General features: G+C 54.3%; 11 protein-coding genes. 8 read left to right on the top strand and 3 right to left on the bottom strand.

Annotation, left to right across the window (positions count from 1 at the left end; all coding sequences use genetic code 11):
* The first annotated feature begins 133 nt into the window (after positions 1-133).
* Both BJQ97_RS04520 and BJQ97_RS04525 read left to right on the top strand, forming a co-directional pair.
* Entirely contained in the window at positions 134-1,429 is a 1,296-nt protein-coding gene (locus tag BJQ97_RS04520; RefSeq protein WP_160155672.1) for a bifunctional folylpolyglutamate synthase/dihydrofolate synthase, read from the top strand.
* A gap of 68 nt (positions 1,430-1,497) precedes the next feature.
* Entirely contained in the window at positions 1,498-4,734 is a 3,237-nt protein-coding gene (locus BJQ97_RS04525) for a VWA domain-containing protein (RefSeq protein ID WP_160155673.1), read from the top strand.
* 90 nt (positions 4,735-4,824) lie between these two features.
* On the opposite strand, the gene BJQ97_RS04530 is transcribed toward BJQ97_RS04525, so the two are convergent.
* Genes BJQ97_RS04530 through BJQ97_RS04540 form a run of 3 tightly spaced genes read right to left on the bottom strand, consistent with a single transcriptional unit; the run spans position 4,825 to position 7,755 of the window.
* A complete protein-coding gene (locus tag BJQ97_RS04530; RefSeq protein ID WP_160155674.1) occupies positions 4,825-6,531 on the bottom strand; it encodes a hypothetical protein in 1,707 nt (568 codons plus the stop codon).
* Between the two features lie 41 nt (positions 6,532-6,572).
* Positions 6,573-7,151, bottom strand: a complete 579-nt coding sequence (locus BJQ97_RS04535) for a PilW family protein (RefSeq protein WP_160155675.1) — start codon at positions 7,149-7,151, stop codon at positions 6,573-6,575.
* A complete protein-coding gene (locus BJQ97_RS04540) occupies positions 7,135-7,755 on the bottom strand; it encodes a type IV pilus modification PilV family protein (RefSeq protein ID WP_160155676.1) in 621 nt (206 codons plus the stop codon). Before BJQ97_RS04540 ends, BJQ97_RS04535 begins: the two co-directional genes overlap by 17 nt.
* Positions 7,756-7,898: 143 nt before the next feature.
* Here BJQ97_RS04540 and BJQ97_RS04545 point away from each other — a divergent pair, with 143 nt between their 5' ends.
* Genes BJQ97_RS04545 through BJQ97_RS04570 form a run of 6 tightly spaced genes read left to right on the top strand, consistent with a single transcriptional unit; the run spans position 7,899 to position 15,532 of the window.
* Positions 7,899-9,464, top strand: a complete 1,566-nt coding sequence (locus BJQ97_RS04545; protein ID WP_160155677.1) for a hypothetical protein — start codon at positions 7,899-7,901, stop codon at positions 9,462-9,464.
* Positions 9,454-10,233, top strand: coding sequence for a PRC-barrel domain-containing protein (locus BJQ97_RS04550; RefSeq protein WP_160155678.1), 780 nt, complete (start codon positions 9,454-9,456; stop codon positions 10,231-10,233). The genes BJQ97_RS04545 and BJQ97_RS04550 overlap by 11 nt, the downstream gene beginning before the upstream one ends.
* Positions 10,234-10,249: 16 nt before the next feature.
* Positions 10,250-11,605 carry a G5 domain-containing protein gene (locus BJQ97_RS04555; RefSeq protein WP_160155679.1) on the top strand — a complete coding sequence of 452 codons (1,356 nt, stop codon included), beginning with the start codon at positions 10,250-10,252 and terminating at the stop codon, positions 11,603-11,605.
* Entirely contained in the window at positions 11,602-13,266 is a 1,665-nt protein-coding gene (locus BJQ97_RS04560; protein WP_160155680.1) for a GspE/PulE family protein, read from the top strand. Before BJQ97_RS04555 ends, BJQ97_RS04560 begins: the two co-directional genes overlap by 4 nt.
* 12 nt (positions 13,267-13,278) lie before the next feature.
* A complete protein-coding gene (locus BJQ97_RS04565; RefSeq protein ID WP_160155681.1) occupies positions 13,279-14,334 on the top strand; it encodes a type IV pilus twitching motility protein PilT in 1,056 nt (351 codons plus the stop codon).
* Positions 14,321-15,532, top strand: coding sequence for a type II secretion system F family protein (locus tag BJQ97_RS04570; protein ID WP_160157537.1), 1,212 nt, complete (start codon positions 14,321-14,323; stop codon positions 15,530-15,532). The genes BJQ97_RS04565 and BJQ97_RS04570 overlap by 14 nt, the downstream gene beginning before the upstream one ends.
* The last annotated feature ends 81 nt before the right edge of the window (positions 15,533-15,613 follow it).

Consider the following 15,613-nt stretch of genomic DNA (forward strand, 5'->3'; position numbering starts at 1 on the left):
GAATCCGCTTTCGAGTGGATTCGTCTTTTTCGATGGAAGATGATGTTGTTGAAAGAAGAGGAATGCCTTCGACATATGCGATTCGGTTTTTTCTTGATGGATCAGGGTACAAAGGACAAGGAGGATGGTCAACATGGTTCGAACATACGAAGAAGCGGTCGCTTGGATTCACGGGCGGCTGCGGCTTGGCATGAAACCGGGATTGAAACGGATGGAATGGATGATGGAAAAACTTGGACGACCGGAACGCCGCGTCCGTGCCGTCCATATCGGGGGAACGAACGGCAAAGGGTCGACGGTCGCCTATTTGCGTTCGATCTTGCAGGCGGCGGGGTATTCGGTCGGGACGTTCACCTCGCCGTATGTTGAGCAGTTTAACGAACGGATCAGCATCAACGGCGAACCGATCAGCGATGAAGAGATTGTAGAGCTCGTGCAGACGATCAAACCGCTGGCGGATGAATTGGAACGAACAGAGCTCGGCGGGCCGACCGAATTTGAAGTGATCACAGCGATGATGCTGTATTATTTCGGCAAAAAACACATTCAAGACATCGTGCTCATTGAAGTCGGCCTCGGCGGACGCTTGGACTCGACGAACGTCATTTATCCGCTCGTTTCCGTCATTACGAACGTCAGCTACGACCATATGAACATCTTAGGCGATACACTCGCACAAATCGCCGCGGAAAAAGCGGGGATCATTAAATCAGGGGTTCCGCTTGTGACAGCAGTGAACGAGCCTGAGGCGTGGGACGTGATCGCCAAGACGGCGGCGGAGCGGAAGGCGAAAACGTATCGGCTCGGCGTTGATTTCACTGTTTCCGACCGGCAGGCGACGGCCGAAGGGGAACAGTTTTCCGTCACGACGCCATTTGCCGAATATCGCGGTTTGCGCATTTCTATGCCCGGCGCCCATCAAGTTGAAAACGCGGCGGTGGCGGTGATGGCGGCAGAACTATTGCGGCTTGGCTATTCGTTTTTGATCGATCCGGAGCATATCACCGACGGGCTCGCAACGGCCACTTGGCCCGGCCGGTTTGAGCGGATGAGCGACAATCCTCTCATCATCCTTGACGGCGCCCATAACGAGGCCGGCATCCATGCGCTTGTGGAGACGGTGCGCACCCATTATCCTGACAAACGCGTCCATGTTTTGTTTGCCGCATTGGCGGACAAGCCGCTCGAGCGGATGATTCGGCTGCTTGATGATCTGGCGACAACGATGACGTTTACAACGTTCGATTTTCCGCGCGCGGCGTTGGCGGAAGCGCTTGCTGCCCTTTCGTCTCATCTGCATAAGGCGGCGACAGATGATTGGACAGGCTGGCTCATCGAGAAGAAAAAACGAATGGGAAACGACGAGCTGTTGCTTGTCACTGGATCGCTTTACTTTATATCTGAAGTGCGAAAACTTCTAAAAAAATAATGCCAAGTGATGAAAAGGATTGATATAATAGAAGAAAGATAGTTCTTTTGGCTCGGGAGGGGAGGCATATGCAACGGCGGCGCGGCTGGTTGTTATGGGGGATGTTGCTATGGCTGATGGTGAGTGTATGGCCGGTGAAGGCGGGTGTCGCTTACGCAGATCAGCCGGAAGGGGCCATTACGTTTGTTTCCGATGAGAAGATTGAGGGATGGGCGACCGCACCAGGGGGCGGCAACGGGCAAGGGAACAGCATTCGCTACTTTATGATTCGCATTCAGCCGAAGGAACAAAGCGGAACGGCGGTCAGCTACCGAGCCGAAGCGGTGGAAGCGCCGGCGAACAGAAACGGGGAGAAAAAGTATACGTTTTCACTCGACATGCGCGGCAAGTGGCCACCAGCTTCGGGAACGACGGCGACTTACCAAATCACCGTCGATGCGTATCGCGTGTTGGGAAATGAAAAAGAGGATGTGTATTTTTCATTCCCACAGGCGCCTTATCCATATACAAGGCAAATTGAGGTGAGCACGGCTAAATTGGATTTTTCCCTCTCGTTTTCACAGCCGGAATACGCCAAGCCGCCAAACGGCGATGCCCAAGGCCGGCTCGATGTGACGCTGGTTCCACAAGGCGCTGTTTCAGGACTCATCCGTCCCCCCATCGATGTCGTGTTTGTCATGGACGTGTCGGGCTCAATGACATCGACAAAATTGCAAAGCGCGAAATCCGCTTTGCAAGCGGCGGTCAACTATTTTAAGTCCAATTACAATCAAAATGACCGCTTTGCACTTATCCCGTTTTCCGATGGAGTCCGACAAGCAAGTGTGGTTCCGTTTGGGAAATACTCGGATGTCCTAAGCCAGCTTGATGCCATTCTCAATGTCGGCAACAGCTTGACCGCCAGCGGCGGGACGAATTACTCGGCGGCGCTGTCGCTTGCCCAGTCCTATTTCACTGATCCGACGCGCAAAAAATACATTATTTTCTTAACCGATGGCATGCCGACCGTGTTGAATACAACCGATTCCATTACGTATCGGGAGGTTAAGCCCAAATCTTTTGGCGGATACCAGTATACAGGAAATAAAATCACCGATTCTTTTCCTGTCACTTACGAACTGTACAGCGACGGCCGGACCGCTGGCATTCGTTTTACCGACAACAAAGGATATTCCCGCCAATTTTACAGCGATGGCCAAGATTATGTCAATGGAGGGCGAGTGTCTTGGGATAACGGTTATCCATTCACCTACAGCGGCATCGAAACGAAAATTCGAGCCAATGCCATAGCGGTGGCGAAGACGCTTGGGATGAACAATATTACTTTATATTCGATTGGTTTTGGCAACAACGGTGAAGTCGATTTAGATTATTTACAGACGCTGTCGGCGACTGCTGGCGGCGAAGCGCGGCAAGGCACGACGCAAAATTTGACCGCTTTGTTCCAACAGTTTTCCCAACTTGCTACGACACCGGCGATCACCGGAACGATCCGCATCCCGCTTTCGTCGTTTGGCGGCAATGTCGCCATCGCAGAAAATGGCCAAGTATGGCTTGATGACGCGAAACAAAACGCCTATATTTCGTTTTCGATTCCGTATCAAGCCGGCCAAGGCACTCCCGAGCCGGTGACGATTCCGATTCCCGTATCGTTTAAAGCGAAAGGAACGTATACGTTCAACGCGGAGTTGACGTATCGGGATGTGTATGGACAACTGCAGCCATCGATAACAAAAGCTGTGACGGTCACCGTCAAAGACGAAGCGCCGCCGTCATTTACGGGCACGGTGAAATTGCAAGGATTGACCAATGAGATCAACAGCTTAATCAAGCGCGGAGCCACCGATGGCAACGACAATCGCTTCCGGGCGACGTATTCGCTGTCCCTTGTCGGCTATGTCGGCAATGCGACAGGGACGATCAGTAATGTGAGCATTGTCCAAGAACTGCCCCACGGTATCTCTGTCGTTCCAGAGGGCAAAGTCTCAACCTTTGAAAACAACGGCAAGCGTTATGCCAAATGGTCGTTTGCCGGCCAGGTGTTCGATTACAGCCAGCTCAACAAACTGACCTTGACAGCGCAATGGGTGATGCAAGCTGATTTTGCCATGAACAATGTTCAATTGCCGCCTGCGGTCGTGACCTTTACCGACAGCCGCTATGGGGCGCGGACATCGATGCTCGCGCCGCCGACGGAACGAATTGGCATGAAAGTTCGCTTGGATGATTTTCCGAATTTTTACTATGAAGGCGATCAGAGTGGTCTTGTAAACAAGTGGCAATTTACTCCTGCTTCATCTACCATTGTTGGAACGACTCAACACCCGAATTCATATGGATTATTGCCATTGCCTGTCAAGGCGCTGCAATATGATCCGAATGACGAAGGCGTGCTCCTTGTCACGTACAGCAACGGCCAGACGGTGCCTGTATACATGAAGCCGCATCTTTCCGTTGTAACGGCCAATGGCGCCGTTCCAAACGGAGCGACGACTTATGAGGCGCCGACCGTGAAAATTACCGGATTGGTGGCTGGTGAAGGGGTGTCGTATCAGTACCAAGTCGTGCGAAACGGTGTGGCGGCCGCTTGGACATCGCTTTCTTCACCGTATGCGATTGCCATTTCCAATGACGGCTCCTATACGGTGACGGTGCAGGCATCAGGGGGATTGACGAGGGGAACAGGTCTAGCAAGCGCGACATTTACGTATACAAAGCTGATTACAGAATTGAAGCTTGGTTCGTATCAAACGAAGATGAACGTCGGCGAAACGCAGACCATTCCTGTGACCATTTTCCCGAGCGATGCGACGAACCGAACGCTTGCGTGGACATCAAGCGATCCGAATGTCGCATCGGTAGACCAAAACGGTGTGGTGACAGCGCTAAAGCCTGGAACGGTTACGATCACCGTCCGCGCGGCCGATGGCGGCAATGCGTCGGCATCGGCGGTCATCAAGGTGATGGATCCGTACGTGGCGCTTACAGGTATGGTGTTCCGCAACTCGATTGTACACATGAACGTTGGCGATCGGCTGGAGGTGGCGCCGGAGCTCCGTTTTATTCCGGAAAATGCAACTGACCGGACGCTCCGCTCTGTTGCATCGTCTGACTCGCGCTTTGTCAATGTTGTCCAAGAAAATGGCCGATGGTATTTGGAAGCAGTGGACGTCGGCTACGCGGTTGTGACGGCGACCGCCAACGCGAAAACGCCGGATGGCAGGCCGATTCAAGCCTCAGTGTGGGTCTTTGTCCAACCGCGTGAAGAAGAGGGGGAAAGCGGCAGCAACGCTGGGCGTTGGTAATAATGAAAAAAGCGGCCTCCTAAATTGGAGAGCCGCTTTTTTCGCTTGCCCAAGGATCGGGTGGATGAGAGGGAATTTAGCTGTATTCGTTCACTCAACTTTAAGCCGGTCGGCGACGAGCGAGATTTGATTGACAAACGGCAATCCTGTTCCTTGTTCGACTAACACCCGTGGATTGTATTTGACGATCAGGCGGGATTGTTGTATGTCAGAGCTTGGAATGAAGTTCCCCGGCTCACCGTCTTTCGGCTCGATCCGGCCGCGAAAGGCGTTGATGACGAGCCCGCTGATGTCTGTATCCGGAGCAGCTGCTCCGTTCCCGCGGGCGAACAACCCGCCTTCAATGTACAAATACGACCCGACTGCATAAATCGTCGCGCTGCTGTCCGTATAAAAATATCCTTTTAAGTTCGGGATTTCACTTGAGCTTTGAAATTCATTGATGCGGGCGATATCGAGCGTGCCTTTGGACAACAACACGAGCCCTTTTCCATCCGCTCCGTCGATATGGCTGTTGTAAATGGTCGTTTTGCCGGTGACGTAAATGCTCGCGTTCAACGCCAAGTTTCCAGTGAGCGTCAAATCACCGAACACGATCAAATTGCCCCGCACAGCCGCAGTTGATTTTGTCGGCCCTTCAATGCGGAGATTGCCATTGATGATGAGCCATTGGTTTTGTCCGTTTTGTTGCACGTCAATGTCGCGATAAAGGGGCATCTCCTCCCCTTCTGCGTCCAACCAAAGCGGCTTGTCTTTTGGCATCTGATTGATGGATTGTTCATACGGTGTTTTGTCGTCTGTCACGACCCGAGCCAATTTTCCTTCTTGATAAAGCTCCCGTGCTACATCGAGCGGTGTCTGGTCATTGTTTCCAATTCGCTCGATATACGCTTGCTGGGTTTCAGGCGACAACGGCGAGAGACCGGCTGCTTGAAGCAATTTATCTTTCACAGTACGCTCGAAATCAATATCGATGAAATCGTCCGTCTCTTGTTGAATGAGAGGACCGCCATTGTCCGGCCATTCTTGGGAGAAGAGGCCTTCTTCCATTCGGAAAGCTCGGCCGTCAGTCTTCCAGCAACTGCTCGTTTGCGTGCATGAAAACAGCAGCTTGTCATGAATGTGCCAAATCGAATCGCTCGTTGATGCGGGCAATCCGGCATCGATAGGAGCGATCGTTAACTTGCCGCTTTTTTTCACGTAGTTGGCCGCGTTGCTTATGTAGGCGCTTTGTCCGGCGTATACGTTCCCTTGCTTCACATAGACGCCGCCGTTTAAAATGACTGTTTCTTTTGATCCGAGCGCGTATTTGAGAAAGCTGGGCGTATTCGTTAAAAAGACGAGCCGTTTGATTTTCCGCTCACGATGGCCGTCCATAAACGGTTTGGACAAATCGAGCGCGCGGAGGAACACTTTGTTCGTCGGAATGTTGTACAAGCGATAGGACACGTCTTCCACCTCCACGCCGTAGCGTGCTTTCAGCTTGCCGGCGATCGTATCTAGGCCTGGAGTGTCCTCGTTAATGCCGAGAAAGGCATCCCATTGACTGGGGGTGAAAATGTCATGACGAACAAAAAAATCGTCGTCTGAAAGCTCAGCTTTAAGCTCAGCAATTGCTTCATTCAGGGCTGTTTGGGCTTCATGAAACGATTCGATGTTCTCGACGCGCACCGCGGTAAACCGCGTTTGCTGGACGGCGACTGTTAAAATCGTCAAGCCGAGCAAAAAAAAGATGGTGATGACGAGTAGAGTCGTCACCAAGCTGTAGCCAGCCGCGTTCAAGCGCAGTCGGTTCATCGCTCTCCCCCCTTCGCAGATAAAGTTTCGAAACGCAATGCTTAAAAGCCGAATTCTGTTGTTAAGGTAAACGGCGGCGCATACAGCCAACCACTCGGATCGGCGTGCCCACGGTCGGAGACAATGAGACGGATCGTCATGACGCCGCTCCGGCAAAGGTTGCCTTCTTTTCGCGCGCAGCGGAACGAAAACGATGAAGAGTCGTCCAGCAAAAAGCGGGAAGTGGTGATCGTTTCGCCATTGATCGCGAGCGCGCCGTCTTGGATGGAGATCGTCATCCGCTCGATGTTTTCTGGCTTTTTCTCTTCACGGGAGACAAGCCCCGTGTCCACATCGGCTTTGAATTCTTGGTTTTTCACAAAGGTGATGGTCGTTAGCGGCTTGTTTTCTTCTTGACTTTCCATTCCATCCGGAGAGAGCGTGTACAGCTCGTTCATTATTCGGGCCATGGCGTAGTCCGCTTCGCTGCGCAAGTCATTTTCGATGCCGATGCGCTCATAGGCGCGAATACCGGTTAAAAACACCGTGTAGATAGCGCCGATGATGAGCAAAGAAATGGAAACGGCGGCCAACAGCTCGATCATCGTCATGCCGGCTTCCCTTCTAGCGGATTGTTTCATCGGTGATCACCCCTTCGACCCACGCTGTTTCGTTCGCATGCTCGCCCCAACGGACGGTGGTGTATAATTTGATCATGTAGGCGCCGGCGTTTGATTCGGCTGCTTTTTCCGTTTCAGTGCGGATGCGCGCCTGCAGCGGCGCAGGCAAGGAAGTGAATTCCAACGATGAAGCAAATGCATCCCATGCCTCCCTGTCGTACCGGACAAGGTAAACGGAAGTTTCGTAACGGACATTGTTGATTTTCGGGCCGAACTGCGCTTCGCATACCGTATGCCGTTGGCCGGATTCTCCGGGAAAAAACAGCGCCGCCAACGATTCGTCGCCGCAATCGTCTTTTGTGAGCTCAAGAAACGGCGTTTGATGGTGTTCCATATATTCTTTTAGCCGGGAGAAATCCGCGTTTTTTTCAAAATAGACAGCGACGCCGCGGGCGACGTTGACGGCCACCGTCCGCCCTTGGTTGTAAGACGTATGCATCATCGCATTTGTGAAAAAGTAAAACAAACCGATCGCGACGCTCGATAAAAGAGTGACGGCGAGCAACGTTTCAATCAGCGTAAATCCTGCTTGACGACTAGGAAGAGAAAAATTGTTTCCCGCCATTTGTCACAACCTTCTTTCAAAATATGTAACTTTATTATACAATATTTTCGAGTTGAGCCATGTAGAATTTTAGGATAAGAGAACGATCAATGGCACATTTGTCGCTTTATTGCCAATGATACGCCGGGAAGGAACGAGTAGGCATGTGGAAAGAGGCGGTTGTTTACGTTGTTGCATTCATAGTGGCGCTGTTGGCCGTTTGGCTGCTGCCGCTTGGCTTCAGCCGAGCCGGGGGCGCGGCGGTTGTTGCGGCTGCCTTTTTGGCTGCGGGGCTGGCGCAGTTGGCCGAATCGGTGATTCCGTTATGGCAAATCGTCCTGCTCGTCGGGGTTTTGCTGTTGGCGGGCTCGTATTTGCTTGATCGTTGGTTCGGTCCGCTTCTTTACCGGTCCGTGGAGACGGGGGAAGCTGGAGAACGGAGAAAGGGAGGATGGAAAGGGAGTGGCGACCGGACGGCTGCGGGAGATAGGGATGGGACGATAGTCCAGAATGCAGCGGAAAATCTAGTCGATTCGACCTGGCCGGCAGCTTTTGGACAAAGCAGCGCTTCTAGGGGATTTCAAGGCGCTGGCCCGAGTGGGGAAGCGTTGCGATCGCACGTACAGGAAACCGGTAACACCGCTTCAGAAGCGTTGCCTGCACAGTCGGAAGCAGATTCGGGAGAGGCGGAGCGGGCGCCGAAATCCAGACAGACTGCTTTCTTGCTTCGAACGATGGATGGCGTAGAGGAAGCTGCTTCCGATCCCGGAGCGGATCAAGCCGAGCCGGAGGAGCTGCTTTCGTTGGATTCGATCGATGCGGAGCAAAAAATGTGCTCCGTGGACCGAGACGATGCCGAGCGAGAGGAGTTGTTCCCGTTGGATTCGGAACGTGTGGAGCTGGAGAAGTTGCCTGCCTTGGATTTGGACGCAGTAGAGCCGAACGCCATGACGGATGACGGCGGCGGGCTGAACGTTGAGCCGGCTCGCCGTCTGCGCGATTGGCTCGATGAGTTGCCTGTCTCGATGACGCCGGACATCGAAGCGGCGGTGCTGCAGGCGCTTGACCTCAGCCTTGAAGAAGAGGATGGGCAACTTTCCGCGTTCATATCTTCTAGCTCGGCAGGCGTTTCTGCTGTAGAAAACGGGCTGCCTTCCGGCCAGGCAATGCCGTGTGAAGGGGCGCTTTTGGAAGAAGCAATGCCCGGTATTGTCGACCGTTCGCTGCCGGAAACGGACGAGGCTGCCGAACCGCCCCGTCAGGAGGACGCAATGAAAGCAGGGCGTGGCAGGCAGGAAGGGCAACGAGTGGAGCATGGATGGCCGGAAGGCGAACAATCAACCGAGCGCCGCGATCTGGAAGAAGAGGGGCAAATGGAAAGCAGGCGGGAGGAAGAGAGCGAACGGCCAGCGCGAATGATCGGTCCGGACGTCGTGCAGGCGGTCGCTCTTGAATTGCGCCTCAACCGCCGTCGTTTGGGCGCCGCCGATTACGAGCGCTGCATCCTCCGTTGTTTGGACGCTCCGCTTTCTGACCGCGACTATTACGTATTGGCCCGTTTGTTAATGGAACATTATGTAGCAGAACAACAGTACGGCAAGCTTGCAGCGTGGCTTGAGGAGCTCGCTGACCGTTTTCGCGCCTATCCGGCTGTGGCCGAAGAGTTGGCGCTTTGGCGGCAGTTTGCCGCAACACTAGCAAACAGTTGGGGTGAACAAGATGAAAGCTAGCGCGCAAATCATTGGACTGCCGATCATCAGCATTGCTGACGGTGCACAAATCGGCACGGTGAAAAGTTTGGTGATCAACCCGGACAAAGGATCGATCGATTTTTTGACCGTGGAACAAGACGATGTGCAGCTCAGTTTAAAGGCCATTCCATTTAAAAAAGTCGTGGGCATCGGCGAGTTTGCCGTGACGGTGGAGCAAGGGCACGATGTAATTGACCTCTCGGAAATTCCGATCGCCAATCAGCTCGTCAATAAGCAAATTCGGATTAAAAATACGAAAGCCATCACGCGCAAAGGGCAGCTGCTCGGCGAAGCACGCGAGTTTTTCGTTGATGAAGAGTCCGGGGATATTGTCGGCGTCGCTCTTCAACTCGAGAAAGGGGAAGCGGTGCTGCCAGCCTCGGAAGTGTTGACGTACGGCAAAGATATTTTGATCATCAATGACGGAGCGAACGAGTCGCTTCTTGATGACCCGATGCAGTTGTTGAAGGCAGAGAGCATCGAGCCAACCAGCGGCATGGCGGAAGAGGACGTTTCTGCGCAAATGGAGGCGATGGCCGAAAGCGCGGAAAATGTTGAAGCGCTGCAGTTGCTGAGAGAAAAACAAGTTGCGCTGTTAGCCGGAAAGCGGCTGACAAAAGACATTTATGATACAGACGGCCGCCTGCTATTTAAAGCGGGCACCCTGCTCGGCGAAGAGGATGTGCGCAAGGCGCAAGAGGCGGGGCCAAGCGTCATCGTCGATGTCTCGATGAATGTGGAAGCATAATGGAGGGGGATCGGCGGTGAAAAAGGCTGCCGCGTGGAAAATGTTTGTTGTCATGGCTGTTTGCACCGTTTATTTTATCGCTTTTTCGCATTTGGGCGCCTTCGCCTATGATGCTTTGGCCCTGGATGACGGCCGCCTTGGTCCGGGCACAGCGGTCGGTCCGGTGTCACTCTCCGGCATGACGCCGGAAAGAGCCCGTCAGGCGGTTGTCGAGCGGGTGAACGAGTGGCGGGCGACCACTTCCATTTCTTTGCAGTACCAAGAAAAGCGCATTGACCTGCCGGCGGATGCGTTTGCATTCCGTCTTGCTGAGAGCACGAAGCGGTTTGTCGACGGGAAGCGCATGCCGCTGTTTGTGATCGCTGATTTAGAAAAATGCCTCCAAGCGGCGGCAGCCATCGTTCCGCCGTCAGCGCTTGAGGCGTTGGATGTAAAGCGGCTTGGGGCGGACTTAGAAGAACTGGCGGCTGAGCTGCAACCCCCATCGTCTTCAATCGACTTGGCTCGCTACATATCGTTTGCAAACGGCCGGCAGCCGGTCGTCAGCGAAGCGGCCGCATCGGCGCCTGACTCTTCGGCCGTCCGCTGGCTGTCTGGCGAGCGGCGCGCGGTGATCAAAGCGAAACAGCTGTTTTCGTTTGGCGATTATATGAAAAAGATGAAGGCTGATTTGTCCGCTGAAGCGGCTGATGCGATCGCTTCAGCGGTGTACCGGGCGGTGCTGGCGACCAATTTCACTGTCGTGGAGCGCTATACGAGCCGTATGTTGCCGGATGGAGTGACGCCCGGTTTTGAGGCGGCCATCAGCAACGGCCGCGATTTGGAATGGTTCAACCCAAACACGACCGACTACACGCTTCTTCTCCGGCATGATGGACGAAAGGTGCGTGTTGCCATTATCGGGTTGCCGTTTGCCTATCAATATATCATTCGCCCAGGCGAGGCGGAGTCTATCGAACCACGTGTCATCGTCCGCTATGACGCGCGCTTGGCGCCGGGCGAGAAGAGGACGGAACAAATCGGACGGCCGGGGCTGGTTGTGACGGTGGAACGCGAAGTGCGCGACGGCGCTCGGCTCGTGCGCAAAGAAACGGTGAGCGAAGATTTTTATCCGCCAACGTATACGATTCACGTACGCGGCCTTGAGGTGCCGGATGGGCAAAGCGGTGGAGAAGGCGGAACGAAGGAGCCGTCGAATGGGGTGACGGAAAACAACGGAGCGGCGAACGAGTTGGATTCGACTGCAGAAAACAGCGGCAGAAAAGAGAGCGAAACGGCGCCAAAGAAAGGCGATGAAGCGGGCAACGGGGAATCGGCCCCCGCCGCTGGCAGTGAAGAGAAGACGGATGCGGGCGGAGGCGAGGAAAAATGAGCAAAAAGCAGGAACGGAAACGGCTTGGCGATTTGCTTGTCGAAGCCGGATTGATCACCGAAAGCCAGCTGGCCGAGGCGCTGCGCGAAAAGGCCCCTGGGCAAAAGCTCGGCGACGCTTTGCTGCAGCGCGGCTACATCACGGAGCAGCAGCTGATTGAGGCGCTCGAGTTTCAGCTCGGCATTCCGCACGTCAGTTTGTACCGGTACCCGATCGATCCGAAAGCGACCAGCCTCGTGCCGAAAGAGTTTGCCCGCCGCCATATGCTCATGCCGCTCAAGGTGGAAGGAGACCGGCTGCTCGTTGCCATGGCCGATCCAATGGACTTTTTTGCCATCGACGATTTGCGCCTGTCGACCGGGTTTCAAATTGAAACGGCGATCGCCTCAAAAGATGATATTTTGCGGGCGATCAATAAATATTATGACATCGACGAAGCATTTGAGGATTTTTTGCAAATGCCGCCGCCTGAGGTGCGCGACGACGAGCGGGCTGCTGAAGACGATTCCCCCATCGTTCGTTTGGTGAACCAAATTTTGCAGCTCGCTGTTGAACAGCGGGCGAGCGACATTCATATCGACCCGCAGGAGACGAAAGTGCTCATCCGCTATCGGATCGACGGCCTGCTTCGCACCGAGCGGGCGCTGCCAAAGCATATGCAAAGCATGTTGACGGCGAGAATTAAAATTTTGGCCAATATGGACATCACCGAACACCGCGTGCCGCAAGACGGGCGGATCAAAATGGACATCGATTTTCATCCGGTTGATTTGCGCGTTTCAACGCTGCCGACCGTATACGGCGAAAAAATCGTTATGCGCGTCCTCGATTTGGGCGCCGCTTTAAACGATATTCATAAACTCGGCTTCAATCCGGTTAATTTAGATCGATTCATCCGCTTGATCGAGCGGCCGAACGGCATCGTCTTGATCACCGGTCCGACCGGTTCAGGGAAATCGTCGACGCTCTATGCGGCGCTCAACCATTTAAACAGCGAGCACGTGAACATTATTACGATTGAAGATCCAGTCGAATATCAGATCGAAGGCGTCAACCAAATTCAAGTCAACCCGAACGTCGGCTTGACGTTCGCCCAAGGGCTCCGCTCGATTTTGCGTCAAGACCCGAACATCATCATGGTCGGGGAGATTCGCGACCGCGAGACGGCGGAAGTGGCGATTCGCGCTTCGCTCACCGGTCATTTAGTGTTGAGCACGCTCCATACGAACGATGCATTAAGCACGATCACCCGCTTGATCGATATGGGGATTGAGCCGTTTTTAGTGGCTACATCGCTCGCCGGCGTCGTTGCGCAGCGGCTTGTGCGCCGCGTCTGCCGCGACTGCCAAGAGGTGTATGAGCCGACAAAGCGGGAGCGGGACATTTTCGCCCGCCGCGGCATTGAGGTTCATCAACTTGTCCGCGGCCGCGGCTGCCCGACGTGCAGCATGACCGGTTACCGCGGACGGCTGGCGATTCACGAGCTGCTTGTTGTCACCGATGAGATGCGGCGCGTCATTTTAAACAACGAGCCGTTTTCGAAATTGCGCGAGCTTGCCATGCAAAACAAAATGATTTTTTTGCTGGATGATGGGCTGTTGAAAGTGAAGCAAGGGTTGACCACGCTTGAAGAAGTGCTGAAAGTGGCCATTTTGCATTGATGGGTGAGACGGATGAAGGAAAAGCTTGAGGCGTTATTGCGCGCTGCCTTTGAATGCCGAGCTTCCGACGTGCATTTGACCGTCGGCGCGCCGCCGATTTTTCGTCTGAACGGGGAGTTGAGAGCTTACGGCCATGAGCGCCTGCACCCGGAGGAAACAGAGCAAATGGCGCGATCTATCATTCCGGCGCCGCTTTGGCAGCAGTTTCAAGAAACCGGAGAGCTTGATTTTTCGTATGGCATTGCCGGCGTTTCCCGCTTTCGCATCAACGTCTTTAAACAGCGGTCATGCGTGTCGCTCGCCGTGCGCCTCATCCCGGTGCGCATCCCGACGCTGGAGGAGCTTGGCCTGCCGGACGTCTTAAAGCGGATTGCCGAAAAGCCGCATGGACTCGTGCTTGTCACCGGACCGACCGGCAGCGGAAAGTCGACGACATTGGCGGCGATGATCGACTATATGAACAAAACGATGTCGAAACATATTATCACGCTGGAAGATCCGATCGAGTATTTGCATAAACACGGGAAATCGATCATCGACCAACGCGAGGTAGGATTCGACACCGGCAGTTTTGGCGCCGGATTGCGCGCTGCGCTTCGTCAAGATCCAGACGTCATTTTAGTCGGGGAAATGCGCGATTTGGAAACAATCCAAACGGCAATCACCGCTGCGGAAACGGGCCATTTAGTGTTAGGCACGCTTCATACGGCGAGCGCGCCGGCGGCGATTGAGCGGATGATTGACGTCTTTCCGCCGGCCCAGCAGGCGCAAATCCGGCTGCAGATTGCTTCCGTGCTCATTGCCATCATCGCTCAGCGCTTGTTTCCAAACAGCCGCAAAACCGGGCGGACGGCAGCGCTGGAAATTTTAGTGAACAATGCGGCCGTCGCCAACTTAATTCGCAACGAAAAAGAGCATCAAATCGTCAACATTATGCAAACGAGCCGCAGCATCGGCATGCAGACGATGGAAATGAGCGTTAAAGAGCTTGCAGCCGATGGACGCATCGATCCGTTGGCGGCTGAAGCGTATTTGGCAAGGGGGCGTGGAGACGATGGCGCAGTTTAAGTATGAGGGGCGCGACCGAAGCGGACGGAAAAAAGCGGGAGTGATCACTGCCGTTTCGCGGCGCGAGGCGGCGACAAAACTTCGGGAAAAAGGAATTCGCCCGCTGGTGCTGGCTGAAGTGCCGCCGTCCATATGGAACAAAGAAATTTCGTTTGGCCGCGCCGTCAAACTGCAGCACTTTGTCATCTTTTTGCGCCAGTTCGCCACGCTTGTGCGCGCTGGGGTGACGATCGTCGATTCGATCCGCATTTTGGCAGAACAGACAGAAAGCAAGGCGCTGGCTCGCTCGCTCGCAAATATTGAACAAATGTTGCGTGAGGGGAACCCGCTCTCAGCGGCCGCGGCAAAGCATCCGCGCATCTTTCCGCCCTTGTTTGTCAACATGGCGCGCGCCGGTGAAGCGAGCGGGACGCTTGACGAGACGCTTGACCGCTTGGCCGATCATTTTGAAAAAATGCATCGGACGCGGCAAAAAATCACCTCAGCGCTTGCCTATCCAATTGCTGTTGCCATCATTGCCACCGCGGTCGTTATTTTTTTGCTTGTCGCCGTTGTGCCAACGTTCGTCGAGATGTTCGCCGAGTTCCATGCCGAACTGCCGGCGATTACGAAGTTTGTGCTCAAGGCAAGCAGTGTGATGCAGCGGGATTGGTGGGCCGTCGTCCTGCTTTTTGCCGGCGTCTACGCATCGTTTGTGGCCCTGCGGCGGCAAAAGACAACGAAGTACTATATGGACTATGCCGCCATGCGGCTGCCAATGTTCGGCACGCTCGTGCAAAAAGCGGCGCTCGCCCGCCTGACGCGGACGCTCAGCTCACTTGTCGCAAGCTCGGTGCCGATTTTAGAGGCGCTGTCGATCGCCGGGCGCGTCGTTGAAAATGAAGTGATCGCATCGGTGCTTGTTGAAGCGCGGACCTCCCTCGAGCGCGGGCAATCGCTCTCGGAGCCGCTCCGCCGCCATTGGGCGTTTCCGCCCCTTGTGGCGCAAATGATCGGGATCGGTGAACAGACCGGTGCGCTTGACGCCATGCTCGGCAAAGTCGCCGATTTTTACGAAGCGGAAGTCGATGCGGCCACCGACCGGTTGAAATCGCTCATCGAACCGCTCATGATCGTGCTTCTCGCCGGCGTCGTCGGGACGATCGTCACTTCGATCATCGTGCCGATGTACGATATTTTTAATCATATTCAACAGTAGGCAATAAGAATATATTCCTATTTATGCCGTTTTGTTGTAGAATGATAGGGAAAACATTTTAATTTTGTCTGAAAGGGAGAG

Source organism: Geobacillus sp. TFV-3, assembly GCF_009901865.1.
In the GTDB taxonomy this organism is placed as follows: domain Bacteria; phylum Bacillota; class Bacilli; order Bacillales; family Anoxybacillaceae; genus Geobacillus; species Geobacillus thermoleovorans_A.

Coding starts and splice junctions, on each gene's coding strand:
- BJQ97_RS04565 (WP_160155681.1), top strand. CDS start 13,279: ATGAAGGAAAAGCTTGAGGCGTTATTGCGCGCTGCCTTTGAATGCCGA.
- BJQ97_RS04525 (WP_160155673.1), top strand. CDS start 1,498: ATGCAACGGCGGCGCGGCTGGTTGTTATGGGGGATGTTGCTATGGCTG.
- BJQ97_RS04570 (WP_160157537.1), top strand. CDS start 14,321: ATGGCGCAGTTTAAGTATGAGGGGCGCGACCGAAGCGGACGGAAAAAA.
- BJQ97_RS04550 (WP_160155678.1), top strand. CDS start 9,454: ATGAAAGCTAGCGCGCAAATCATTGGACTGCCGATCATCAGCATTGCT.
- BJQ97_RS04545 (WP_160155677.1), top strand. CDS start 7,899: ATGTGGAAAGAGGCGGTTGTTTACGTTGTTGCATTCATAGTGGCGCTG.
- BJQ97_RS04520 (WP_160155672.1), top strand. CDS start 134: ATGGTTCGAACATACGAAGAAGCGGTCGCTTGGATTCACGGGCGGCTG.
- BJQ97_RS04535 (WP_160155675.1), bottom strand. CDS start 7,151: ATGAAACAATCCGCTAGAAGGGAAGCCGGCATGACGATGATCGAGCTG.
- BJQ97_RS04560 (WP_160155680.1), top strand. CDS start 11,602: ATGAGCAAAAAGCAGGAACGGAAACGGCTTGGCGATTTGCTTGTCGAA.
- BJQ97_RS04540 (WP_160155676.1), bottom strand. CDS start 7,755: ATGGCGGGAAACAATTTTTCTCTTCCTAGTCGTCAAGCAGGATTTACG.
- BJQ97_RS04530 (WP_160155674.1), bottom strand. CDS start 6,531: ATGAACCGACTGCGCTTGAACGCGGCTGGCTACAGCTTGGTGACGACT.